The organism is Caulobacter sp. FWC2 (genome assembly GCF_002742625.1).
In the GTDB taxonomy this organism is placed as follows: Bacteria; Pseudomonadota; Alphaproteobacteria; order Caulobacterales; family Caulobacteraceae; genus Caulobacter.
Genome location: NZ_PEBF01000001.1, coordinates 3,296,756 through 3,320,266, shown reverse-complemented (window position 1 = coordinate 3,320,266; position 23,511 = coordinate 3,296,756). Strand labels below are relative to the sequence as shown.

Below are 23,511 nucleotides of genomic sequence, written 5' to 3'. Positions count from 1 at the left end.
CTTCCCGGCGAAGGCCGGGACCCAGATCGTACGGCTGTGAGGCGCATGCAGAAACGCCCGCGATCCTGACCAGACTGCGGGCGTTCTGGTATCTGGGCCCCGGCGTTCGCCGGGGAAAACGGTTTCGGCTAAGCCCGCATCGCGCTCGCTTCAGGCCCGGCCTTCAGCGCCTTGGCCGCCACGTCCAGCGTCAGCACCGGCTTTTCAGGTTTATCCCCATCCGGTCCCGGCCGCGCGCGCAAGGCGGTGACGAAGTCGTCGCGCCAGGCGGTGACGTCCTCGCGGCTGACATTGTCGAACAGCGCTTCCCAGCGGCGCCGGCGTTCGGGCAGCTCCATCGACAAGGCCCGCTCCAGCGCGTCGGAGATCTCCTCCGGGCTGTTGGGGTTGATGATCAGGGCGTCCTTCATCTGCCGCGCCGCGCCGGCGAAGCGTGACAGGATCAGCACGCCGGGATCGTCCGGGTTCTGGGCCGCGACATATTCCTTGGCCACCAGGTTCATGCCGTCGCGCAGGGGTGTGACTAGGGCCGCGCGGCTGGCGCGGTAGATCCCGGCTAGCTCGTCGCGGCGATAGGAGCGGTTCACATAGCGGATCGGCGTGGAGTCCATCTCGGCATAGGCGCCGTTGATCCGGCCGATCAGGCCGTCCAGCCGCGCGCGCAGATCCTGATAGGCCTCGACCTCGTCGCGCGAGATCGGGGCGATCTGCAGCAGCATGACGTCGCGCACCATGTCCGGATGGTCGTGCAGGAACCGCTCGAAGCCGATCAGCCGCTCTTCCAGTCCTTTGGAATAGTCCAGGCGATCGACGCCGACGATCATCTTGCGGAAGACGCTGTGGGCCATCATCCGGTCGTAGACCTTGCGGGCGTTCTCGCCCTGGACGATCTGGGCGAAGTCGGCCGCGTCGACGCCGATCGGGAAGGCGGCGGCGCAGGTGCGCTGGCCGAAGGCGACCAGTTCGCCGCGCTCGTTCTTGCGGCCGTTTACCTCCGAGAACACGTAGCCCTCGAAGGCCTGGAGCGACTCCTCGGTCTGGAAGCCGATCAGGTCGTAGTGGAACAGCGCCTCCACCAGCGCCTTGTGGCGCGGCAGGGTGGTGACCAGCTGATGGGCCGGCCAGGGGATGTGCAGGAAGAAGCCGATCCGGTTGGTCACGCCCATCCGCCGCAGCTCCCGGGCGACCGGGATCAGGTGGTAGTCGTGGACCCAGACGATGTCGTCCGGCTCGATCAGCGGCAGCAGGGTCTCGGCGAAGCGCTTGTTGACCCGGTCATAGCCCTCGCCGAACGAGCGGTCATAGGCGGTCAGGTCGACGCGATAGTGGAATAGCGGCCACAGCGTCTTGTTGGCGTAGCCGTTGTAATACTCCTGGTAGTCGGTCTCCTCGAGGTCGACGGTGGCGACCGTGACGCCCTCGATCCGCTGCATGTTCAGCTGACCGGTGAACTCCGGGATGGTCTTGCCGCTCCAGCCGAACCAGATGCCGGAATATTCGCGCAGGGCCGCGGCCAGGGCCATGGCCAGGCCCCCGACGCTGCCTTCGCCGCCCTCCGCCGGGTTCGGCGGATTGACGCGGTTGGAAACGACGATCAGCCGGCTCATGCGGTGACCTCGACAGCACCTTGGGGCGCGGCGAGGCCCTCCAGCCAGGTGAACACGGCCTTGGTGTCCTTGAGGTGATAGCGGGCCTCCGTCGGGCGGGGCGCGCCGACCAGGACGCCGAACCCGCCCAGGCGGTTGACGGCGGCGAAGCCGTCCTCGTCGGTGAGGTCGTCGCCGACGAAGATCGGCGTCGATCCCAGGAACGGGGCCTCGCGCAGAAAGGCGGTCACGGCCGCCCCCTTGTCGGCGCCGGGCGTGCGCAGTTCGACGACCATGTCGCCCAGCTGCAGGACAAGGCCGGTGGACTGCGACAGGCGCTCGCCGGCCTCGATCACCGCCTCGGCGCAGGCGGGGGCGTTGCGGTAGTGCAGGGCGACGGACAGGCCCTTGTCCTCGAACAGCAGGCCGCGCTCGCAGTGCGCCAGCTCGACCAGGATGCGGCGGGCGTCGGCCAGGCCGGCGTGGGGCTCGCGCTCGACCACCTGGCCATCGGCGCTGCGGCGCACCAGGCCGTGAACGGCGCCGATCGCTGGAATGGCGCCGTCCAGGATGTAGTCGAGATTGGTCAGGGCCCGGCCGCTGACCACCGCCACGCGGTCATCCAACGCGTCGCGCAGACGCGCCAGGACCCGCGCGCGGCGTGGATCGGGACCCACGTCGTCGGGACGCGGCATGATCGGCGCCAGCGTGCCGTCGAGGTCGAGAAACAGCGCCGATCGGCGCGGCAACGCGATAGGCGGGGGCGCGAGATCGACAGATTCCAGGCGCGAGACCGTGTGAGCCGCGGTCATGGCGAGAACCCCCTCATCAATAAGCAACATGCGCCAAGAACGCCGGAAGGCCCGGTTCGATCCCGCGAGGCGGTGAAGCTCACGGGATTTTGCGTCGCTGATTGCGGGCGGGCGGAGGGGGAGCGCCCCCTCCGTCACGTCGCCTATCGGCGCCGCGCCACCTCCCCCGCAAGCGGGGCAGGAGAGGTCTCTTCCTCCCTCACCCGGGAAACGGGGGAGGTGGCGCGCTGCGGGCACGCAGCGTGACGGAGGGGGCGCAGACGTCGCTAGAACAGCAGCTTACGGACGTTGAACGACACGACTCGACCGCGCGGGTTCAGGTAGTCGGGCTGGTAGGTCAGGGGGACCGCGCCGGTGGCGTCGCGCACGGTCTGCTGTTGGTCGAACAGGTTGTTGATCGCGAACGTCAGGCGCGTCCCTCGCAGGATCGGGTGCGCCTGGACCAGCTCTCGCCGCACGCCCAGATCGGCGAACAGGCGCAGGTTGATCGTCGCCAGGTCCGAGAAGTCCAGATCGGTCGACGCTCCGCCCAGGCCCGCGCGGACGTGGGTGGCGCTCTGCCAGTTGGCCGAGACGCGCGCGCCCAGGCCGTAGCGGGTGATCCCCGCCTGGGCCTCGACCTCGTTGCGCGGCTGGCCGCCGCCCGAGCCCAGGACGTCGCCGTCCAGCAGGTCGAGCGCCGGAACGCCGTCGGCGATGGTCACCCGCTCGCGCAGGTGGAGGGTGTGGAACAGCGCCAACTGCAGCCGCGTGGCGCGCGGATTGCCGCCGCCGCCCCGGCCGCCGAAGCCGCCGCCACCGCCGCGCCCGCCGCCGCCATCACCACCGCCGAAGCGGGGACCATCGCCGCCGCCGCCCCGGTCGCCGAAGGTCGGGCGCGACGGCTCCTCGCCGGTCTGGGCGGGCGGGTTCTGCTGCGGTTGCTGGTTTTGTGCCTGGTCGTCAGGTTGCGGCGCCCGGGTGGGTTCGCCCGTGGCGCCGCCAGGCGAGCGACGCAGCAGCTCGGCGCCAGGAACGGTCGATCCGTCCTGACGCTGCCCGCCGACGCCTTGGCCGCCGCCTTGCCGTTCGCGCCAGCCGCCGGGCGGCGGGGGCGGGGTCTTGCCGATCTGGCGCGAGAAGTTCAGGCCCCAGCGAATCTGCTCGCTCTCGCGCTTGGCGAAGTTGACCGGGCGGCTGTCGATGCGGGTCAGGTTTCCGTCGGCGTCGCGCGTGAATCGGTCGGGGAAGGCCGCCTCGACCGCCGCCGTCGCGGCCGGGAAGCCGGCCACCGGGTTGTCGATGCGGGTGCGGGTGTAGTTGGCGGTGAGGGACAGGCCCTGGATCTTCTCGGGCTTGAAGCTGGCGCCCAGCTTCAGGACGTTGCGCTCCTCGGCCCGCAGGTTGGGATTGCCGCCGCTGACGCGGGTGAGGTTGACGCTGACCCCGCGCACATAGTCGAAGACCTGGGCGTTCGGGGTGGTGACCAGCGGATTGCCCAACTGGGCGATGCTGGGGGCGTTCTCCTGGCGGGTCATCGAGACGATGAAGCTGACTGGCTTGACCGGCGACCAGTTCAGGCCGCCGCCGAGCGTGGTCAGGGTCCCGAAGTCCGAGACCTGGCGTGCGGCCAGGTTGAGGTTGGCGGACAGGTCGCCGATCCCGGCCCGCACGCCCTTGCGCCGGCTGGCCAGCGGCAGGTCGAAGCTGACCTGGGTGCTGATATCGCCGCGCGACTGATCGCTGTCGGCCTCAACGCCGTTGCGGAACGACCTGGCGTCCAGCTTCGTGCCGCTGACGCCCAGCTTGAAAGTGGTCGACAGATCCCCGGCCTTGAGCTTGGCGAGCGCGCCGTTGGCGACGAACTGCAGGTCCGCCGTGTCGGTGGTCGAGCGGGCGCGGTCTTGCGTCAGGGACAGGCCCGATAGCGGCGCGAACGGGTTCAGGGTCGGATCCAGCGCCGTCAGGCGGGTCTGGACGCCGGTCAGGTCCGCGCTCCGGTCCGTCTGCGTCTTGCTGATCGCGTGGTCATAATTGCCGGTCAGCGACAGGCGCAGGGTCTCGGTGTCGCGGTTCAGGGTGAACCCGGCGTGACCCGCGAGGTTTTGGTTGGTCTGTTCCAGCGGCGCCAGCTCGCCCAGATAGCGATACAGCGCCACGGTCTGGCTGAACGGCGAGAACGGATCGCCGGCGGGGATCAGCAACCGCGCCCGCGCCGGGCCCAGCAGCGAATTGCTGCGGGAGGCGGTCAGGCCCAGGTTCAAGGTCGCCGAGACATTGTCGAGGATGTAGCGGTTGGTGACGCTGTTGATGCTCAGCTGCTGGTTTTCGGGCAGCAGGGTGCGGCTGTCCGAAAGGTCGCTGGTGTTGGCCACGTTCGGTGCGAAGGCCGACAGGGCAGGGCGACCGCTGGCCGCCGAGCCCGGCACGCCGGCCACGGTGACGGGCGTTCCGACCAGGGCGCTGAAGGCCGGGTCGATCTGCGTCGCGCCGGGCAGGGCGGGGCCGATATTGCCCACCAGGTCATAGAGGCCGCTGTCGGTGCGGCTGATCAGGTCGCGGTCGCTTTCCAGCAGCCGGTCGCTGTTCTGCACCTTCACCGCGATGTTGGTGCGGCCCTGGCGGTTCAGCTGCAGGCGGCTGTAGTTGCCCATCTCGCTGAGCTGGCCGCCCGCCGTGGAGCCGCCGACCTGACCCTCGACCGTGGCGGCGCGGAAGCGCTGGCGCAGCACGACGTTCACGACCTTCTGGTCGGCCGAGTAGCCGTATTTGAGCGCGACCTCCTCGGGCAGGATCTCGACGCGCTGGATGGCCTCGGTCGGGATGTCGCGGATCTCGCCCATGCCGGAGATTCGGCGGCCATTCAGCAGCACGACCGGATCGCCGCCCAGGCCGCTGGTGGTCTGGGGCGTCAGCTCGGTCAGCAGGTCGGTGATCGACGAGACCCCGAACGACCGCACGTCGGCGGCGCTGAAGGTCTCTTCCGGCGGGATGTCGCCCATCACCGCGCCATAGGCCTTGCCGCTGGCCGTGATGGTGACGGCCTCGACCTCGGTGTCGAGGTCTTCGGGCGTGACGGGCGGCTTGGCGGCCGGCTTGGCGGGTTGCTCGGCGGGGGCGGGGACAGCGGGCTTGGTCGCCTGAGCGTGGGCGCTCGCGGCCACACAGCTCAGGGCGCCGGCCAAGGCCAGTTTGCGGCTCAACAAAGAGCGTCTCCGATTTTCGAGCGTCCCAGCTCCGCAGTTGCCCGCGAGTTGTGACGGCTGGATGTCAAAGCCGCAACACGGCTCGGCAAGTCTAGCGGACCGACGTCCAGGGACGGCTCAGCAGCACAGCGCAATTGATCAGGCCCACTAGCGAATAGGTCTGGGGATAGTTGCCCCACAGCTCGCCGTCGGCGAAGCCGATGTCCTCGGACAGCAGTCCCGCGCCGGTGCGGCGCGACAGCATGTCCTCGAACAGCGCGCGCGCCTCGTCCGAGCGGCCGGACATGTGCAGGGCCTCGATCAGCCAGAAGGTGCAGATGTTGAACGCCGTCTGCGGCGAGCCGAAGTCGTCTGGGGTGGCGTAGCGCAGCAAATAAGCCCCGCGCCGCAGCCCGTCCTCGACCGCCTTCAGCGTGGCGACATTGCGCGGGTCGTCGGCTGTGTGGAAGCGCAGGTCCACGAGCTGCAGCAGGGAGGCGTCCAGTTCGGCGCCCTCGAAGGTGGCGGCGAAGCGGCCCAGCTCGTCGTTCCAGGCGCGATCCTCGATGACCTTGCGCGCCTGGGCGGCGCGGCCGTTCCAAAGGGCGGCCTTGTCCTTCAGCCCCAGCTTCTCGGCGGCGTTGCCCAGGCGGTCGCAGGCTGCCCAGCACATGGCCGAGGAGTAGGTGTGAACATTGGCCCGGCCCCGGAACTCCCACAGGCTGGCGTCGGGCTGGTCGTGCAGCTGGAAGGCCCGTTCGCCCACAGGCTCCAGGGCTTCGAAGTCCTCGACCGTGGCGGGGCGCAGCAGGCGCTCGTCGAAGAAGGCCTGGACGGTCGACAGGACGATCTGGCCGTAGACGTCGTTCTGGATGTGCTCGAAGGCCTGGTTGCCCACCCGGACGGGGCCCATGCCGCGATAGCCGGGCAGGTCGGGGGCGAAGCGCTCGGTCAGCACCTCCTCGAAGCCGACCCCGAACAGCGGCTGGATATGGCCGCCGCCGGCCCGGTCGACGATATTGCGCAGATAGCCCAGATAGTTCTCCAGGATATCGACCGCGCCCAGCCGGTTCAGGGCCTGGACCACGTAATAGGCGTCGCGCAGCCAGCAGTAGCGATAGTCCCAGTTGCGGCCGCTGTCGGCGTGTTCGGGGATCGAGGTGGTCAGGGCCGCGACGATGGCGCCCGTCTCCTCGTGCATGCAGAGCTTGAGGGTGATGGCCGCGCGGATCACCGCCGTCTGCCAGTCCAGCGGCACGGCCAGGCCGCGCACCCAGTGCTTCCAGTAAGCGTCGGTCTCGCGCAGCATCCGCTCACAGGTCGCGCCGATATTGGCGTCGAAGCCCTCGTCGGCCCCGAGATACATGGCGATCGGCCGCTCCAGCCGGAACGTGCGCTCTTCCAGGATGTGCGAGACCGGCGCGTCGGTGGTCAGGCGCAGGGTCATGTCCGAGCACAGATAGCGGATGTGGTTGGAGCCCGAGGTGTGCTCGGCGACCTTGGCGCCCCAGCCGGCGGTGGGCCTCAGGCGCAGGGTGATCCGGGCCACGCCGACGATCGGCCGGATCAGGCGGATGAAGGCGGTGGGGCGGAAGGTGCGTCCGAACTGCTGGTAGCGGGGGGCGAAGTCGAGGATCTCGAACCGCGCCCCGTCCTCGTCGGCGATCTCGGTGCGCAGGATCGGCGTGTTGCGCAGATAGCCCTGGCGCGTCTCGGCCCGGCGATCGACCTGCACGTCCCAGACGCCCTTGGCCTCGACGCCCTCGATGTCGGCATTGTCGAGCAGGGCGCTGAACACGGGATCGGAATCCACGCGCGGGGCGCAGCCCCAGACGAAGCGGCCGTGGGTGTCGATCAACGCGCTGACGGCGCAATTGCCGATCGGATACAGGTCGAGAGTCTTCTGATGCAAAGCCTTGTCCATCGCCTTTGGCCGGTTCGTTTTCCGGCGGTCCCCGTTTTGAATGAAACCGACGGTGTGGCTTGCGGGTTCCTGTTGTTGGAAAACGTCTTCAGGAGACGCGGGAGGGTTCGCCCTTCACGCTACCTTCGTTGACGCGGGGGGCCGAGGTCGGCCATCTGGAAACCTTAACGCGGTCTGGCCGCGGGTATGTACGGGCGGGCAGTTCGACGGTGATGCGAGTTTCGAGATCCTGCGGCGTCCTGGCGGCGGCGATAAGCCTGCTGTCCCTGGAGGTCGCGCAAGCTCAACCGTCGATGGGTCAGTCGCAGCGTCCGCCCCTGGCGGGCGGCCGTGCTCCCCAGATGGCGCCTCAGTCGGTCCCACAGATCCAGGCCCCCCGGGCGTCGGTGATCCCGCCGGACTCTTCCAACATCCAGCTGCGGTCCGAGCAGATCGACCTGCTGCGTCAGGTGCTGAGCGACGCCTATCTGCATGGCTTCGAGCCTGGGGCCTTCGCGCCGGACCAGGCGATCGCCCAGCTGCAGTCGCGGGACGCCATGGCCCGGATCGTCGGCCAGACCCAACTGATCAACCTGACCCTGGCCTATGCCCGCGCCGTGCGCTCGGGCCGCTTGCCGGTCAGCGGCTTCATGAACGAGTGGGGCCTGCGTCCCGCCGCCTATGATCCCGCGCCCGAATTCTACGCCGCCGTCCAGCAGGACCGCCTGGCCGCGTGGCTGGGGACGCTGCCGCCGCCCTATACCGGCTACCAGACCCTGCAGAAGGGCCTGGTCACCTATCGCGACATCGCCGCCAGGGGCGGGTGGGCGCTGCTGGCCGCCGGTCCGGAGCTGAAGGAAGGCTCAACGGGTCCGCGCGTCGTGGCGCTGGAGGCCCGCCTGGCCGCCGAGGATCCGACCGTCGCCGTCGACGCCGCGCCGGTCTTCGACGTCGCCCTGACCCAGGCCGTGCAGCGCGCCCAGAAGCGCTTCGGCCTCAATCCCACCGGCATCGTCAACAAGGCCACGCTGGACGCGCTGAACACGCCGGTCGAACGCCGCATCGACCAGATCACCGCCAACATGGAGCGCTGGCGCTGGCTGCCCCAGGTGCTGCCGGCCGATCGCATCCAGGTCAATGTCGCCGCCGCCATCCTGTCGGTGTTCAGCCACGACACCCCGACCCTGACCATGCGCGCGGTCACCGGCCGTCCCGGCGACGAGACACCGATGCTGACGTCGATGATCCACTCGATCGTCCTGAACCCGCCGTGGAACGTGCCGTCCTCGATCGCGACCAAGGAGCTGTGGCCCAAGGAGCGCAAGAGTCCGGGCTATTTCAGCCGCAACGACTTCATCGTCATCCCGACCGGCGATGGCGGCTCGCGCCTGCAGCAGAAGGCCGGCCCCAAGGCCGCGCTGGGCAAGCTGAAGTTCGACTTCAACAACCCCTACGGCGTCTATCTGCACGACACGCCCAGCCGGGCGCGCTTCGACAGCTTCAGCCGCCTGGCTAGCCACGGGTGCGTGCGCCTGCAAAAGCCGGTCGAGCTGGCCAAGGCCCTGCTGGCCGGCGATGCGACCTGGACGCCGGAAAAGATCGACGAGACCCTGGCCTCGGGCGACACCGTGCGGGCCAAGCTGCCGCAGCAGATCGCGGTGTTCCTGCTGTACTGGACGGCCTATGTGACCCCCGACGGGCAGGTCAATTTCCGCGAGGACCCATACGGCTGGGATCGCGAACTGGTGCAGCGTATCGCCGCACTTCGTCCCGGCTCAGCTTGATCTCCCGACGTTTTTAGGATGTCCTCCCCGACCTTAGTGTCGGGATAGGGCGTACGCATGGATCGACGTAAGCTGCTTCGTATGGGGCTTGGCGTGCTTGGCGCCGGCCTGCTGCCGGTCGCGGACGCTCGGGCCGATGACGACATCATCGGCCAGATCCTGGAAGGGAAAATCCCGCCGGCCGCTTCGGTTCCACCGGTAGGCTTGCGGCCGACCCCGGTCGAGAGCTTCGCCGCCAACACGGCCGTCGAGCCGCGCTGGGTCCACCTGCGCAACATCCACACCGACGAGAAGCTGGAAGCGGTCTACTGGGACAAGGGCGACTACGTGCCCGACGCCGTCCAGGCCCTGAACAAGGTGCTGCGCGACTATCGCAACGACGAGACCCATCCGATGGATACGGGCCTCTACGACATCCTCGACCAGATCCGGGCCAAGACCCAGAGCAAGTCGCCGTTCCAGATCATCTCCGGCTATCGCTCGCCGGCCACCAACAAGCTGCTGTCCGAGCGCAGCGGCGAGGTGGCCAAGCGCAGCCTGCACATGGACGGCAAGGCCATGGACGTGTTCCTCGAAGACGTCGACCTGCGCTACCTCCGGGCCGCGGCCCTGGACCTCGGGCGCGGCGGCGTCGGCTACTACCCGACCAGCAACTTCGTCCACGTCGACGTCGGGCCGGTTCGCCAGTGGTCGGGCACCTGACCTTTCCCGCATAGGCCGAAACGGGTAACCAAGCTCTAGTTCAAGCGTTTAGAGCATGGTAGCCGGCTTACTTCGGCGTCAGGGAATCCCGTCACATGAGCGAGCGTCGCGGCAATCCGTTCGGTTGGGTGTTTCTCGGCTTCATCATCGGCGTCCTGGCGACGTTCGGCGCGATCCTGTTCCTGACCGCCGGCGACGGCGGCTACGAGGATGGTCCGTCCGAGACCCGCACCGCCGCCGATGACGCCGCCTCCGCCGCCATGGCCGCCAAGTCGACCTCGTCCCAGCCCGCGCCGCACAAGGTCGAGACCCCGGCTCCGGTCGCCGACGCTCCCGTCAGCGCCATGCCCGCCGACCGCCAGCCCAGCCCCGCGCCAACGCTGGACCCGCAGGTCGCGGACGACGCGGCCGCGGCGGGCATGACCTCGCGGACGCGGTAGGCGCGGAGGCATTTGCCTGTGCTGCCAGCGGACGTTTTGGACGTCTGCTCGGGGTGGTTGGCGGACATGCTCCCTCTCCCATAGGGAGAGGGTTTCTAGGATCCGCTACGGGTCGAAAACGGCTATTGCTCCCGGCCCCAGCATCGGACCTTAGCCCTCGCAGCCTTGTGCCAACGCTCATATCCTTGCGTTTTCACACCTTCGCTCAGGCGGCAAATCGCGGGCATTCCACCTGGAATACCTAGGCTTGACCATAAGGATTGGTCCATAGAGTGTTTCGAGGCCAGGTCGAAACCAGTGCCGACCGTCTGGCCAAATGCGATCGTGTCCTATGCCGAAATCCATTGATGAGTTCGACTGGGCCAGCACCCCTTTGGGTCCTGTGGACTCGTGGTCTCCGGCCCTGCTGACGACATATCAGATCCTGATGGGAACGGGTTTCGCCGCCTGCGCGACCTGGGGCGCCGAGCAGACGCTGCTCTATAACGCGGCCTATATTCCGTTTCTGGGCGCCAGGCACCCCGGCGCGCTGGGCCAGCCGATCGATGTCGTCTGGCGAGAGGTCTGGGACGATATCCGACCACTGATCAAACAGGCCTTGGACGGCGAGCGGGTGTACCTTGAGGATTTGCCGCTCGTCGTGGAGCGTTGGGGCGCGCCCGAGGAGACCTATTGGACCTTCTCCTACAGCCCGCTTCGGGATGGCGAGCGGATCATGGGCATGCTGGATATCGCGATCGAGACGACGGGGCGGGTGAAGGCGGAGCGGCACCGGCAGCTGCTGGTCGAGGAAAGCGGCCACCGCGTCAAGAACACGCTGGCCCTGGTTCAGTCCGTCGCGCGCCAAAGTCTCAAGGATGTGGCCGATCGCGAGTCGGTGGATCGCTTCGAGGAACGCTTGCTGGCGCTGGCCCGCGCGCAGCAGGCCTTGCAGAAGAGCTCCGGGCATGGCGGAGACCTGGGCGAGGTCATCTCGCTGGCGCTGAGCCATCTGACCAGCGAGCGGGTCGAACTTTCGGGATCGCCCGTGGTTTTGTCGCCCCGGGTCGCGCAGGCGGTGTCGCTGGTGATCCATGAACTGGCGACCAACGCCTTCAAGTACGGGGCCCTATCGGTCGCGGAAGGCGGAGTGGCCGTTCATTGGGACGTCGCCGACAGCCGGCTGGTCTTGACCTGGATCGAGCGGGGCGGGCCCGAGGTGATCGCGCCGAAGAAGAATGGCTTCGGATCGAAACTCCTGCGGCGCGGGCTGACCGGCGAGGGCGCCGCCGAACTGAGCTACGACCCGGAAGGCTTCCGCGCGGCGTTCTCGACGACTCTGGCGAGCTTGCAGGAGGACTAGGGGCCTCTATCGCGGAGCGGGCGCGGCGGAACTGCGACAACCTGGCTCACCCGCCCGATCACCCTGCTGACACATAGCTGGCGGCAGGGGAGGCGCAATTTCCCTCGGTCACTCAAATGGTTGGGTGATCAGGGAGACGCCCATTGGCGATCAAGAGCGCGACCATCAAGGGGAGCTGCCTGTGCGGCGGCGTTCGCTTCGAGTTGTTCGAGCCGCCGTTGCTGATGGGAACCTGCCACTGCTCGCGGTGCCGCAAGGCCGGTTCGGGCGTCTACGCCTATGTCCGGGCCGAGGCGTTCCACTGGCTGGCGGGGCAGGAACTGTTGACCCGCTACCGCCCCAAGCCACCGTTCCGCTTCACGCGGAGCTTCTGCAGGCGCTGCGGAACCGCGCTGGGCGATCCCGACAGCGGCCGGATCCTGGCCATCGCCGCCAGCTGCCTGGACGACGATCCCGGCGCGCGGGTCAGCTTCGATGAGTTTCTTCCCGACCGACCGTCCTGGGAGAAGCCGGAATAGAAAAAGGCGGCCGCAGGAGCGACCGCCTTTCCCAAACTCAGGTCCGAAGAGAACCTTATTCCTTCGGCGCGCCCATGGCCGGCATGGCGCCCGCCTTGGCCTTCATTTGGGCGTGCACCGCCGGCGGCAGTGGGATCAGACCGCGGCCTTGCAGGTAGCCGCCGCGACCCGTGGCCGAGTCCGACACGAACTCGGCGACGAAGTCCTTCAGGCCCGGCGTCACGCCGACCTGCGACTTCTTCACGTAGATGTAGAGCGAGCGCGACAGCGGATACTGGCCGCTGGCGATCGCAGCCGCAGTCGGCTTCACGCCGTTGACCGCCGCGCCCTTGATGCGCGAGGCGTTCTCTTCCAGGAACGAGTAGCCGAACACGCCGAGAGCGTTCGGGGTCTTCTCGATGGTGCCGACGATGGCGTTGTCGTTCTCGCCCGCGTCGACCCAGCCGCCGTCGGTGCGCATCGGCGAGACGGTGGCCTTGAACTTCTTCTCGTCCGACTTCTTTAGCGCGGCCAGGAACGGGATCTTCGACGCGCCGCCCTCCATGGCCAGCTCGACGAAGGCGTCACGGGTGCCCGAGGTCGGCGGCGGGCCGTACACCAAGATGCGGTTGGCCGGCAGGGCGCCGTTGACGTCCTTCCAGGTCTTGTAGGGGTTCTTGACGGTCGCCGTGCCCTTAGCGCTCTGGTCGGCCAGGCCCATATAGAGCTGCTCGAGCTTGAAGTTGTAGTCCGGCGACTTCTTGTCGGACGCCACGACGATGCCGTCGAAGCCGATCTTGATCTCGACGATGTCCTTTACGCCGGCCTTCTGGCAGGCCAGGAACTCGGACTTCTTCATCGGACGCGAGGCGTTTGCGATGTCGGGGAACTGTTCGCCGGCGCCGCCGCAGAACATCTTGATGCCGCCGCCGGTGCCGAGGCTCTCGATCTTGGGCGACTTCTTGCCGGTCTTCTTCGAGAAGTTTTCGGCGACGCGCGTGGAGAACGGGAAGACGGTCGAGGAGCCGGCGGCCCAGACGTAGTCACGGGCGGCGTGAGCCTGGTCGGCGACCGCGAGCAGGGCGATCGTCGCGACCGCGCCAAGGAGCTTGTTCATGTCGTCAAATCCTATGTGGTCCGGGGGGACGGTGGGACCCTGCCGGAGCAATGCAAGGGCTTTTGTCACGGTTCCGCGACAGTTTTGCGACACAGTATCCGTAGGCGGACGATATCGCGCGGGTCAGCGCTCGACAATCTCGCCGTCTTCCTTGGTGAAGCTTGCCGGCGCGTGTTCGAGCACGTCGTAGACCGTCTCCGACGGACGGGCCAGGACCACGCCCTTGGGGGTCGAGACGATCGGGCGATTGACCAGGATCGGGTGCTCGACCATGGCCGCCAGGATGGCGTCGTCCGAGACGCCCTCGGCCAGCAGGCCCAACTCCTCGGCGGGCGTGCCCTTCTCGCGCATCAGGGCGCGCATCGACAGGCCCGAGCGCGCGGAAAGCTCCAGCAGCAGCTCACGGGTCCAGCCGGCCTTCAGATACTCGACGACGGTCGGCGTGTAGCCCGCCGCCTCGACCATGGCCACGACGTTGCGCGAGGTGCCGCATTTGGGGTTGTGGTAGATCGTGACGGGGAAAGAGGGGGCGGTCATGCGGGCTCCTGCTTGAACATCCAGTCGAAGACGGCGACGGCGGCGGCCGCGCCGACCAACTGACCCAGGACGAAGCCCGGGATCGAGGCGGGCGCGATGCCGGAGAAGGTGTCGGTCAGGCTCCGCGCCAGGGTCACCGCCGGATTGGCGAACGACGTCGAGGCGGTGAACCAGTAGGCGGCGGTGATGTAAAGCCCGACGCAGACGGCCGTAGCCTCCGGCCGGAACCGCGAGGTCCCCAGGATCGTCGCCATCAGGCCGAAGGTGGCGACGGCCTCCGACAGCACTTGAGCGCCACCATCGCGGGCGTGGGTCGAGACCTGCAGGATCGCCTGACCGAACATCGCGTGGGCGATCCAGACGCCGGCCAGGGCGCCGGCGATCTGGGCGACGACGTAGAGCGCCGCAGGCCAGTGGGCGATCTCGCGACGCGCCGTCATGACCAGGGTCACGACCGGATTGAAGTGCGCGCCGCTGACGGGTCCGAAGATCGTGATCAGCACCACCAGGGCCGCGCCGGTGGCGAGCGTGTTGCCCAGCAGGGCGATGGCGACGTTCCCCCCGGCCAAGCGCTCGCCCATGATCCCCGAGCCGACGACGACGGCCAGCAGGAGGGCGGTTCCCAAGGCCTCGGCGGCGATGCGTCGGGCGAGGGTCACGTCGGGACCTTGCACGTGAAGGCCGTGGTCGGCACGCAGGCTTCCGGCGCGCCCTCGCAGCAGTCCTGGGCCAGATAGGCGATCAGGTCGCCCATCGCAGCATAGGCGGCGGCGTGCAGGATCGAGCGGCCGTCGCGGCGTGAACGGGTCAGGCCCGAGCGCTCCAGGATCGCCAGTTGGCTGGACAGGGTGCTGGGCGGCGCGCCGGTCAGGCGAGCGATCTCGCCGGCCGGCAGCCCCTCGGGACCGGCCTTGATCAGCAGCCGGAAGGCGGCCAGACGGGCGGGATGCGCCAGCGCCGACAGCCGTTCGATCGCACGATTCATTTCCATATTTCTCGAATAATGGAAATGTTAGCGGCGCTCAAGGCCTACGGCGTCGGCGTCCACCCGCCGCCCAGGGCGCGGGCCAGGTCGATGGCGGCGACGGCGCGGCCCTCGCGGGCCTGGATCACCGCCTGGTCGGCGGCCAGCAGGCCGCGCTCGGCGTCGATCTGCTCCAGGTACGAGGCGTAGCCGGCGCGATAGCGGTCCTTGGCGCGGCGGGCGGCCTCGGCGATGGCGGCGCGCTGGGCGGCGATCTCGCGCTCCTGGCGCTGCAGGGCGTCGACGGCGCGCAGGGCGGTCTCGGTCTCGGCGAAGGCGTTCAGCACCACGCCGCGATAGCTGGCCGCCGCCTGGGCCTTGCGAGCCTGCGAGGCCTGGACCTGGGCCTTCAGCCGGCCGCCGTTGAAGAGCGGTTGGGCCAGGCCCGCCCCGACGTTCCACAGGGCGACCGGATTGGGCAGGGCGTCGGTGAACACGCGGTCGGCCGAGACCGACAGGCGCAGCTGCGGCAGGAGCTGGGCGCGCGAGGCGGCCAGGCTGGCGTCGGCGGCGATCAGGCTGTCCTGGGCCTGGGCGATGTCGGGGCGGCGGGCCAGCAGGCTGGCCGGGGCCTCGACCGGGATCGGGGTCTTCAGCAGGCCAGCGAGGTCGCCGCCGCGCGCCACGGGGCCGGGCGGATCGCCGGTCAGGGCGCTGATCGAGGCCTCCAGGCGGGCGATGGCGAGTTCAAGCGCCGGGACCTGCCGGCGGACCCCGGCCAGCTCGGCCTGGGCCTGGTCGCGTTCCAGCTTGGTGGAGTAGCCGGCCCCTTCGCGGCGCGTGATCACGTGCAGGCCGGCCTCGCGGGCGGCGATGGTCTGCTTGGCGACGGCCAGCTGGGCGTCCAGCGACAGCAGCCCGACATAGGCCCGCGCCACGGTGGCGGCGACGGCCAGGCGAACACTGTCGCGGGCGGCGGCGCTGGCCTGCAGGCTGGCGCGGCCGGCGGCGTCCAGGTCGCGGACCCGGCCCCACAGGTCGACCTCATAGGCGACGCGCAGCCCGACCTGCTCGGCGGTCGACTCGTAGGAGCGGCCGAAGGCGTCCAGCTGGCGCGACCCCTGGAGGCCGGCCACGGCGTCGACCGTGGGCAACAGGGCGGAATGGGCGGCGCGGGACAGGGCGCGGGCCTCGTCGACCCTCGCCGTGGCCAGGGCGATGTCGGCGTTGCGGGCCAGGGCCTTGTCGACCAGCGCGTTGAGCTGGGCATCGCCCAGCAGCGTCCACCAGTCGGCGGCGAGCGCGCCCTGAGGATTGGGCGGCGGCGTGCGCCAGGCGGTCGGCGGCGGGACTGGGGAGGCGGGGCGCTCCGGCGTGGCGGTGGTCGCACAGGCCGACAGCGCCACACCGGCCAGGAACAGAGGTAGCAGCGGGCGCATCAGCGGCCGCCCTTGGTGTCGACCTTGGTGACCACCGACATGCCCGGCCGCAGGCGCGCGGCCAGGGGCTGGTTGGGGCTGATGACGATCTTGACCGGGATGCGCTGAGAGACCTTCACGAAGTTGCCGGTGGCGTTCTCGGGCTTGATCACCGCGAACTCCGAGCCGGTGGCGGGCGCGAGGTCCTCGACCACGCCGCGCAGCTTCGCCTTGCCCAGGGCGTCGACCGTGAAGGTCACCGGCTGGCCGACGGCCATGCGGGCAGTCTGGGCCTCCTTGTAGTTGGCCGTCACCCACAGGCGGGCGGGGACCAGCGCCAGCAGCTGCGTGCCGGCCGAGACATACTGGCCCAGGCGCACGGAGACCTCGCCCAGCTGGCCGTCGCGCGGGGCGCGGATGACGGTGTTGTCCAGGTCGATCTGGGCCAGGCGCAGGGCGGCGCGGGCGGCCTCGACGGCGGCCTTCAGGCCATCGCGCGAGACGGCGACCGAGCGGATGTCCTGGCGGGCGATCTCGCCGCCGGCGGCGGTCTGGCGTACTGCGGCCTCTGTCTGGCGCAGAGTGGCCACGGCCTGATCGCGCTCGCGCAGCGACACCGAGCCGTCTGAGGCCAAGTCTTGGATGCGGGCCAGGTCCGCACGGGCCCGGGCGGCCTGGGCCTGGGCGGAGGCCTGCTCGGCCTCGCGGCCCAGAAGCGCGGCGGCGCGGGCCCGCTCGGCCTGGTCGGCATTGGCCAGATCCGCCTCGCGCGCGGCCAGGGTCGCCTTGGCCTGCTCGACGCGGGCCTTGTAGATACGGTCGTCGATCCGGGCCAGGATCTGGCCCTGCTTGACGCGGTCGAAGTCCTGCACCGCCACTTCGACCACGTAGCCGTTGACCTGCGGGGCCATCACCGTGACCTGGCCGCGCACATAGGCGTTCTCGGTCACCTGCAAGGTCGTGGCGAACGGCGGCAGCCGCCAGACGAACAGGATCACCAGCACGGCCGCGACGGCGGCGGTGACAGCGATGGCCAGGGTCCGGGGGCTGACGTGCGTCGGGCGGCGCAGGGCCTCGGCGGCTTCGGGAGATGGAGCGGTTGCGTCGGTCATGAGGCGGCCCTTTGCGCGGCTTTCATCTTGGCGATGGCGCGGAGCGTGAAGATCGCGGTGCCGACCAGGGTCAGCACGGCGATGACGAACAGGAGCAGGAAAAGGTCGTTGTAGGCCAGGATGTTGGCCTCGCGCGTCGCCTGGCCGACGATGGCTGCCGGGCCGGCGCGCAGCCGATCGGCGACGAAGGGGACGGTGGGGTCCAGTTGGCCGACCAGATGGGCGTAGTGAAAGCGCATCCGGTCGTACTGGAAGGTCTGGGACAGCGCGGCGGAGAATAGGGCGCCGAGGTTCTGGGCCACGGCGAACGAGACGATCAGGGTCGGGAACGAGCGCCAGCCGCGCTGTAGCACCTGGACAAAACCGATCAGCAGGGTGGGGGCCAGGACCAGGGCCGTGGCGAAGCCCAGCATGGCCTGGCTGACATAGAGCTGGGCCGGGCGTGTCAGGTTGTTGGAATGGCTGTCGATATAGGCCGCGGCGCCTATCAGCACCACCGCGACCATGATCTGGAAGAATACGGTCTTGGGGCTGATCGTCAGGGCGCCGACGACGGCGCCGGCCAGGGTCGCCAAGGCGATCACGACATAAAGGCTTCGGGTTTGCTCCTGTCCCATGCCCAGGACGGTCAGAAGACCCGCCGCGCCGCCGTTCTGTTCGATCAGCAGCACGCGGGTCAGGAAGGCGATCAGGATGAAACCGATGAAGTCCGGCGTGATCGCCCAGCGCAGGTCCAGCAGTGGATTCTTCCGATGCCATTCCAGCGTCAGGGCCGCGATGATCAGCACGGCCGCCACGGCCAGGGCCACGCCCAGCCACGGGGTCGAGAACCACCACTCCAACCGTCCCTGGCCCAGCACGGCGCAGACCAGGGCCAGGCCTATGGCGATCAGGGGATAGGTGACGAAGTCGGCCCACTCGAACACCTTCAGCCGCTCGGATGGCGGCAGGCGCAGGGCCAGGACCGCCGAGAGCGTTATCAGGACGAGGGCCAGCTCCAACAGATAGAGCGTTCGCCACTGGCCCAGCTCAAGCAGGTCGGGCGAAATGCAGCGGGCGAGGGGCGTGGCGACCAGCGGCACCCCGAAGGCCAGCACGAAGGCCGACAACCGCCGCGCCGCCGGGAAGGCTTGCAGCAGGTAGAAGGTCGCCAGGGTGGTCAGGGGTGCGGCGGCGACACCGCTGGCGGCGCGCACGACCAAGGCCGAGGCGAAGTCGTTGACGAACAGGTGCGCCACGGCAGCGGCCAGATAGGTCCCCAGCGCCAGTTGGACGAACAGCCGCAGCCCGTACTGCTGGCGAAACTTCACCAGGATCAGGTTCATCGAGACCGAGGTCATCACATAGGCGGTGGGCAGCCACGAGGCCTGGGCCGGATCCAGCCCTAGCGTGCCCTGGATGCTGGGCAGGTTCACCGTGATCAGGGCCGTGCCCATGGCGCTGGTGAAGGCCAGAAGCACCCCGACGCAGCCATAGGCGACGCGGACGGGCAGCGCGAAGTCGGGCGTCGCCGGCGAGCCGGGGAACATCGGCCGCTCGTGCGGTCGCAGGCTGTCTATACCGGGATGACTCATGCCGCCTTCCTTGTCGCCCAAGCTGTAGCGCGCGGACGGACGCGGGGCGAGAGGCTGGGTGGCGAGGCAGGCGAACGCCGGGTCATGAGGCCGGCTTAAAGGGGGCTTGGCGCTCGGCGCTTGAACAAATCCATCGCCGTCTCGGGAAACGACCCTCCAGCGCAAGCGGCCCGCCGGCCGCGCCATGGCGCGGGGTTCTGCCCGTCCCGCGAAAAACTTTCGCCGGCCGTGGTGTGCGTTCCGGCGCGTTGTGCGTCATGACTGTCGTGAGCAGTCATGAGGGTTTCGCCGTGCGGCAGGTCGCGCCACACGATCTTCGAGGGTTGGATCGGCGCTACAGGCCAGCGCTGATGGCCTTCTTCATGCGCCGCGCCGCGACCCACAGCGACGCCGAGGACATGACCCAGGAGTTGTTCGCCAAGCTGGCGCGGGTCGAGGACCCCGCCATGGAGAACGCCGACGCCTATATCTTCCAGATGGCCGCCAACCTGCTGCGCGACCGCCAGCGGCGCGAGCGGGTGCGGGCCAGCTATCGCGCCGCCGTGGCGGGCGAGACCTTCGACCAGGAGCCTCTGGACCCCGCCCGCATCCTGCAGGGCCGCGAGGACCTGGGCGCGGTGTCGCGGGCCCTGCGGGAGCTGCCCGACCGGACCCGCGCCATCTTCCTGCTCTACCGCCTGGAAGGCATGAAGCAGGCCGAACTCGCCACGCTTTACGGCATGACCACCAGCGGCGTGCAGAAACACATCCTCAAGGCCATGGGCCACCTGACGCGCACGCTGAGGGCGGGCGAATGAGCATCCCCATGGACGACAAGATGGATCTCGCCCTCGATCTCTCCTTGGATCAGGCCGCCGAGTGGTGCGTGCTCCTGTCGGAGGGTGAGCTGACGCCGGCCGAGCAACTGGCGCTGGACGCATGGTTCGCCGCCGATCCTTCGCATCGCGAACTGCTGGACGACGCCGTCGCCGCCTGGCGGGCGGTGGACGAGCAGGCTTCGCATCCCGGCATGATCGCCCTGCGCGGCGAGGCCCTGAACGACCTGCGCCGCGCCCAGCGTCGCCAATGGGCGCGCAAGCCCGGCCCGCGCGTCGCCATCTGGAGCGTTGCGGCCGCCGTGGTCGCCGCCATCGCCCTGGGCAGTGGTTTCGCCTGGCGATCGAGCCTGCCGGACGTCTATCGCACCACCGAAGGCGAGCGGCGCATCGTCGAGCTGGCCGACGGCTCGCGCGTGTCGCTGGACGCCGCCACGGTGCTGAAGGTCCGCTATGACGGCGACCGCCGCCGGCTGTGGCTAGAGCAGGGCCGCGCCAAGTTCGCGGTGGCCAAGGATCCGTTGCGGCCGTTCTCGGTCGCGGCCGGCGGCAAGCTGGTGGTCGCCACCGGCACCACCTTCAGCGTCGAACGCGTCGCCGACCAGATGCGGGTGGTGCTCTACGAAGGCCACGTCGCGGTGCTGGACGGGGAGGGCGCCAAGGGGCGTCCGCCGCCGCTGCTGAGGGTCAATGGCGCGCCGACCGAAAAGTCGCTGACGCCCGATCACGAGCTGGTCGCCCAGATCAATTCCGAGGCCGCCTCGGTCGCCCCGGCCGATCCGAACCGCGCCGCCGCGTGGGAAAGCGGCCAGCTGGTGTTCCAGGACGAGCCGATGAGCCTGGCCGTCGAGCGGGTCAATCGCTACGCCCGCGAGAAGCTGCGGATCGGCGATCCCAGCGTGGCCGCCTTGCGGATCAGCGGCGTCTTCACTTCGGGCGACACCCGCGCCTTCGTCGACGGCGTCACCGCGGTGCTGCCCGTGCGCGCCGTCAACGGGCAGGGCGGCGAGACCGTTTTGCGCGCCTTCCAGCGCCAGCCAAAAAACTTCACCGTCGGTGGTGAGTCCTCCGTGGAGTGAGGCGTCTAACTGACCAAAAGCGCCGATACACAGAACAAGCGGCGCGAGGGAGGGACGTATGAGCAAGTCTTTCGAGCAACGCTGGCTGCTGGGCGCTTCGGCGGCCGTGCTGATGGCCTTGGCCGCGCCCGTCGCGGCGCAGGCCCGCGCTGAGCAAGCCCCGGAGCGAACTTTCGACATTCCGGCCCAGGACCTGTCGGGCGCCCTGCGCGCCTTCGGCCGGGCCTCGGGCAAGCAGTTAGCCTTCGACGAGAACCTGACGCGGGGCAAGCGCGCGCCGAAGCTGAAAGGCGCCTATTCGGCCGACGAGGGTCTGACGCGCCTGCTGTCGAGCTCCAACCTAGTGGCCCAGCCCACCGCCAGCGGCGTTTACGCCATCCGCGAACGACCGCTCCTGGTCTCGGCCAGCGCTGCGGGTCAGGCCGCCGCGCCCGCCACCGCCGTAGAACAAAGCCGTCCGGAAGAGCCCGCCCAGGTCGACGAGGTGATCGTGGTCGGCACGCCCGGCGGCGCCGGCATCGACAAGCTGTCGGCCAGCTTCGCGGTCACCACGGTCAATGCCCAGGACATCCTCAAGGCCTCGCCCAAGAGCAGCGCGGAGCTGCTGAGCCTGGTGCCCGGCGTCTGGGTCGAGACCTCGGGCGGCGTGGCCGGCGCCAACGTCTTCGTGCGCGGCTTTCCCGCCACCGGCGACGCCGAGTTCCTGACCATCCAGCTGCAGGGCGCGCCGATCTATCCGCCCTCAACCCTGTCGTTCCTGGAAAACTCGTCGATCTTCCGCGTCGACGAGACGATCTCGCGGATGGAAGCCCTGCGCGGCGGTCCCAACCCGATCTTCTCGAACGGCCAGCCGGGCCTGACGACCAACTTCATGCTCAAGGAAGGCGGCGAGCAGACCAAGGGTCTGGTCAAGGCCACGACCTCCGACTACGGCCTGCGCCGGATCGACGGGGTGATGAGCGGCAAGCTGGCCGACGACCTCTATTTCATGGCCGGCGGCTACGTGACCCGCTCGCCGGGCGTGCGCGACACCCAGTTCGACAACGAGAAGGGCCAGCAGTTCACGGTCAACCTGACCAAGCGGCTGGAGCACGGCAAGGTCAATCTCTACGCCCGCTTCACCGACGACCACGGCGCCTGGTATCTGCCGTTCGCGATCAATGTGCCCGGCATCGACAAGGGCGAATACACCCAGCTGGGCGAGCTTTCGCGCCAGCAGACCCTGCAGGTCCACGCCAATGGCGCGACCCGCAGCTTCGACCTGGCCGATGGCCGGGGCTGGAAGGGCTATGTGGCCGGCGGCAGCTTCGAGCATGACTTCGGCGATGGCTGGACGATCCGAGACCGCTTCAGCTTCACCAAGGGCGACGCCAACACCTATGGCCTGGTGCCCGACGGCGGGGCGGTGACGGCCGCCTCGGTAGCCACCGTGATCGGCGGCCCGGTGCGCACCCGAGGCGGCACGGCCCTGGGGACCGGCGACTACGTGCAGAACTGGGGCGCGTGGATCGTCGAGAAGCAGATTCAGGCCCTGACCAACGACTTCAGCATCAACAAGAAGGTCGGCGCTCACTCGATCTCGGCCGGCTACTACGCCTCCAGCTTCTCGTCGGACGACTTCTGGACCATCGGCAACTTCAAGCCGATGCAGGTGAAGGCCAATGGCGACTACCTGGCCGCCAACGTCTCGTGCGCCAACCTGACGACGGCAGGCAGCGGCTCGGGCTGCTGGGCCTATGGCCTGCTGTCGAACGGCGACGGCAAGGTCAACGCCGTCTACCTGGCCGACTCTTGGCAGATCATCGAGCCGCTGCGCCTGGACGTCGGGGTGCGCCGCGAGAAATTCCAGACCGACTATGTGGTCGACGACGGCAACGGCTATCCGGACGGCCTGGCCCTTCGCACCGTCGACTACAGCCAGTCCAAGACCTCGTACACGGTCGGCCTGAACTACGACCTCAACGAAATGTCCGGCGTGTTCGCCCGCTACTCCAAGGGCTACAAGTTCCCCAGCTTCGACAACTTCCGCGAAAACCTGACCGACACCCTGAGCGTCAAGCAGTACGAGCTGGGCTACAAGCTGCGCTCGGGCCCGTTCGAGCTCTACGCCACGGGCTTCGCCAACACCTTCGACGGGGCCAAGTTCGCCGATGTCGGCGGCACGCTGGAGACCAACTCCAACAAGGCCCACGGCCTGGAGCTGGACGGCCGCTGGCGCTCGGACTTCGGCCTGTCGCTGGCCCTGAACGGCACGCTGCAGAAGACCGAGATCAAGAAATCCTCGATTCCGGCCAACCAGGGCAAGAGCGCCCAGCGCCAGCCCGACTGGCAGATCCGCTTCACGCCCAGCTATGACGTCCAGCTGGGTTCGGTGGCGACCACGTTCTACGGCACGGTCAGCGCGGTCGACGATCGCTGGGGCGACAACGCCAACACCCAGAAGCTCAAGGGCTATACCAAGGTCGACCTGGGCGCGATCTTCAACGTTGGCGACTTCAGCGTCCAGGTGGCCGCCGACAATCTGACCGACAGCCATGGCCTGACCGAGGGCGATCCACGTTCCACCAGCGGCGCCAACGCCCGCCCGATCCTGGGTCGGTCGGTGCGGCTGTCGGTGGGGTATAATTTCTAAGCCTTAACCCGACCCCGATCTCCCCGGCGAAGG

Annotated in this window: 20 protein-coding genes; 8 read left to right on the top strand and 12 right to left on the bottom strand. The window is 68.9% G+C overall.

Annotation, left to right across the window (positions count from 1 at the left end; genetic code table 11):
* Positions 1 to 128: 128 nt before the first annotated feature.
* The 5 genes from CSW62_RS15850 to CSW62_RS15835 all read right to left on the bottom strand — a co-directional run bounded on the left by CSW62_RS15850 (position 129) and on the right by CSW62_RS15835 (position 7,486).
* Positions 129 to 1,607 carry a trehalose-6-phosphate synthase gene (locus CSW62_RS15850; protein ID WP_099579413.1) on the bottom strand — a complete coding sequence of 493 codons (1,479 nt, stop codon included), beginning with the start codon at positions 1,605 to 1,607 and terminating at the stop codon, positions 129 to 131.
* A complete protein-coding gene (otsB, locus tag CSW62_RS15845; protein WP_099579411.1) occupies positions 1,604 to 2,398 on the bottom strand; it encodes a trehalose-phosphatase in 795 nt (264 codons plus the stop codon). Before otsB ends, CSW62_RS15850 begins: the two co-directional genes overlap by 4 nt.
* Positions 2,399 to 2,541: 143 nt before the next feature.
* The gene (locus CSW62_RS26175) at positions 2,542 to 2,658 is read right to left on the bottom strand and encodes a hypothetical protein (RefSeq protein WP_143324463.1); all 117 of its coding nucleotides are present in this window, start codon (positions 2,656 to 2,658) and stop codon (positions 2,542 to 2,544) included.
* 6 nt (positions 2,659 to 2,664) lie between these two features.
* The gene (locus CSW62_RS15840; protein ID WP_233206704.1) at positions 2,665 to 5,580 is read right to left on the bottom strand and encodes a TonB-dependent receptor; all 2,916 of its coding nucleotides are present in this window, start codon (positions 5,578 to 5,580) and stop codon (positions 2,665 to 2,667) included.
* A gap of 94 nt (positions 5,581 to 5,674) precedes the next feature.
* Positions 5,675 to 7,486, bottom strand: a complete 1,812-nt coding sequence (locus CSW62_RS15835; RefSeq protein ID WP_099579408.1) for a glycoside hydrolase family 15 protein — start codon at positions 7,484 to 7,486, stop codon at positions 5,675 to 5,677.
* Between the two features lie 209 nt (positions 7,487 to 7,695).
* Here CSW62_RS15835 and CSW62_RS15830 point away from each other — a divergent pair, with 209 nt between their 5' ends.
* The 5 genes from CSW62_RS15830 to CSW62_RS15810 all read left to right on the top strand — a co-directional run bounded on the left by CSW62_RS15830 (position 7,696) and on the right by CSW62_RS15810 (position 12,251).
* Positions 7,696 to 9,249 carry a murein L,D-transpeptidase gene (locus CSW62_RS15830; protein WP_099579406.1) on the top strand — a complete coding sequence of 518 codons (1,554 nt, stop codon included), beginning with the start codon at positions 7,696 to 7,698 and terminating at the stop codon, positions 9,247 to 9,249.
* Between the two features lie 57 nt (positions 9,250 to 9,306).
* Positions 9,307 to 9,951, top strand: coding sequence for a DUF882 domain-containing protein (locus tag CSW62_RS15825; protein WP_099579404.1), 645 nt, complete (start codon positions 9,307 to 9,309; stop codon positions 9,949 to 9,951).
* A 95-nt stretch (positions 9,952 to 10,046) separates the two neighbouring features.
* Positions 10,047 to 10,391, top strand: a complete 345-nt coding sequence (locus CSW62_RS15820; protein ID WP_099579402.1) for a hypothetical protein — start codon at positions 10,047 to 10,049, stop codon at positions 10,389 to 10,391.
* 331 nt (positions 10,392 to 10,722) lie between these two features.
* Entirely contained in the window at positions 10,723 to 11,733 is a 1,011-nt protein-coding gene (locus CSW62_RS15815; protein ID WP_143324416.1) for a sensor histidine kinase, read from the top strand.
* 143 nt (positions 11,734 to 11,876) lie between these two features.
* Positions 11,877 to 12,251 carry a GFA family protein gene (locus CSW62_RS15810; protein ID WP_233206703.1) on the top strand — a complete coding sequence of 125 codons (375 nt, stop codon included), beginning with the start codon at positions 11,877 to 11,879 and terminating at the stop codon, positions 12,249 to 12,251.
* Between the two features lie 55 nt (positions 12,252 to 12,306).
* Here the strand turns inward: CSW62_RS15810 and CSW62_RS15805 are convergent, their stop codons facing one another.
* The 7 genes from CSW62_RS15805 to CSW62_RS15775 form a co-directional block, all read right to left on the bottom strand.
* Positions 12,307 to 13,347, bottom strand: coding sequence for a substrate-binding domain-containing protein (locus CSW62_RS15805; protein ID WP_099579398.1), 1,041 nt, complete (start codon positions 13,345 to 13,347; stop codon positions 12,307 to 12,309).
* A 123-nt stretch (positions 13,348 to 13,470) separates the two neighbouring features.
* Positions 13,471 to 13,884 carry an arsenate reductase (glutaredoxin) gene (arsC, locus tag CSW62_RS15800; RefSeq protein WP_099579396.1) on the bottom strand — a complete coding sequence of 138 codons (414 nt, stop codon included), beginning with the start codon at positions 13,882 to 13,884 and terminating at the stop codon, positions 13,471 to 13,473.
* Entirely contained in the window at positions 13,881 to 14,543 is a 663-nt protein-coding gene (locus CSW62_RS15795; RefSeq protein WP_099579395.1) for an MIP/aquaporin family protein, read from the bottom strand. Before CSW62_RS15795 ends, arsC begins: the two co-directional genes overlap by 4 nt.
* On the bottom strand, positions 14,540 to 14,869 hold the full coding sequence (locus CSW62_RS15790) for an ArsR/SmtB family transcription factor (protein WP_369827488.1): 330 nt from the start codon (positions 14,867 to 14,869) through the stop codon (positions 14,540 to 14,542). The genes CSW62_RS15795 and CSW62_RS15790 overlap by 4 nt, the downstream gene beginning before the upstream one ends.
* 44 nt (positions 14,870 to 14,913) lie before the next feature.
* Positions 14,914 to 16,287, bottom strand: a complete 1,374-nt coding sequence (locus CSW62_RS15785) for an efflux transporter outer membrane subunit (protein WP_233206702.1) — start codon at positions 16,285 to 16,287, stop codon at positions 14,914 to 14,916.
* Positions 16,287 to 17,378, bottom strand: coding sequence for an HlyD family secretion protein (locus tag CSW62_RS15780; RefSeq protein ID WP_099579391.1), 1,092 nt, complete (start codon positions 17,376 to 17,378; stop codon positions 16,287 to 16,289). The genes CSW62_RS15785 and CSW62_RS15780 overlap by 1 nt, the downstream gene beginning before the upstream one ends.
* The gene (locus tag CSW62_RS15775) at positions 17,375 to 18,952 is read right to left on the bottom strand and encodes an MFS transporter (RefSeq protein ID WP_158235454.1); all 1,578 of its coding nucleotides are present in this window, start codon (positions 18,950 to 18,952) and stop codon (positions 17,375 to 17,377) included. The genes CSW62_RS15780 and CSW62_RS15775 overlap by 4 nt, the downstream gene beginning before the upstream one ends.
* Before the next feature lie 257 nt (positions 18,953 to 19,209).
* Here CSW62_RS15775 and CSW62_RS15770 point away from each other — a divergent pair, with 257 nt between their 5' ends.
* From CSW62_RS15770 to CSW62_RS15760, 3 genes are read left to right on the top strand one after another with little or no spacing between them, the layout of a single operon-like run.
* Positions 19,210 to 19,749 carry an RNA polymerase sigma factor gene (locus CSW62_RS15770; protein ID WP_099582325.1) on the top strand — a complete coding sequence of 180 codons (540 nt, stop codon included), beginning with the start codon at positions 19,210 to 19,212 and terminating at the stop codon, positions 19,747 to 19,749.
* Positions 19,746 to 20,846: a FecR domain-containing protein gene (locus CSW62_RS15765; RefSeq protein ID WP_099579387.1), complete on the top strand. Its 1,101-nt coding sequence runs from the start codon at positions 19,746 to 19,748 to the stop codon at positions 20,844 to 20,846. Before CSW62_RS15770 ends, CSW62_RS15765 begins: the two co-directional genes overlap by 4 nt.
* A gap of 58 nt (positions 20,847 to 20,904) precedes the next feature.
* On the top strand, positions 20,905 to 23,478 hold the full coding sequence (locus CSW62_RS15760; protein ID WP_099579385.1) for a TonB-dependent receptor: 2,574 nt from the start codon (positions 20,905 to 20,907) through the stop codon (positions 23,476 to 23,478).
* The last annotated feature ends 33 nt before the right edge of the window (positions 23,479 to 23,511 follow it).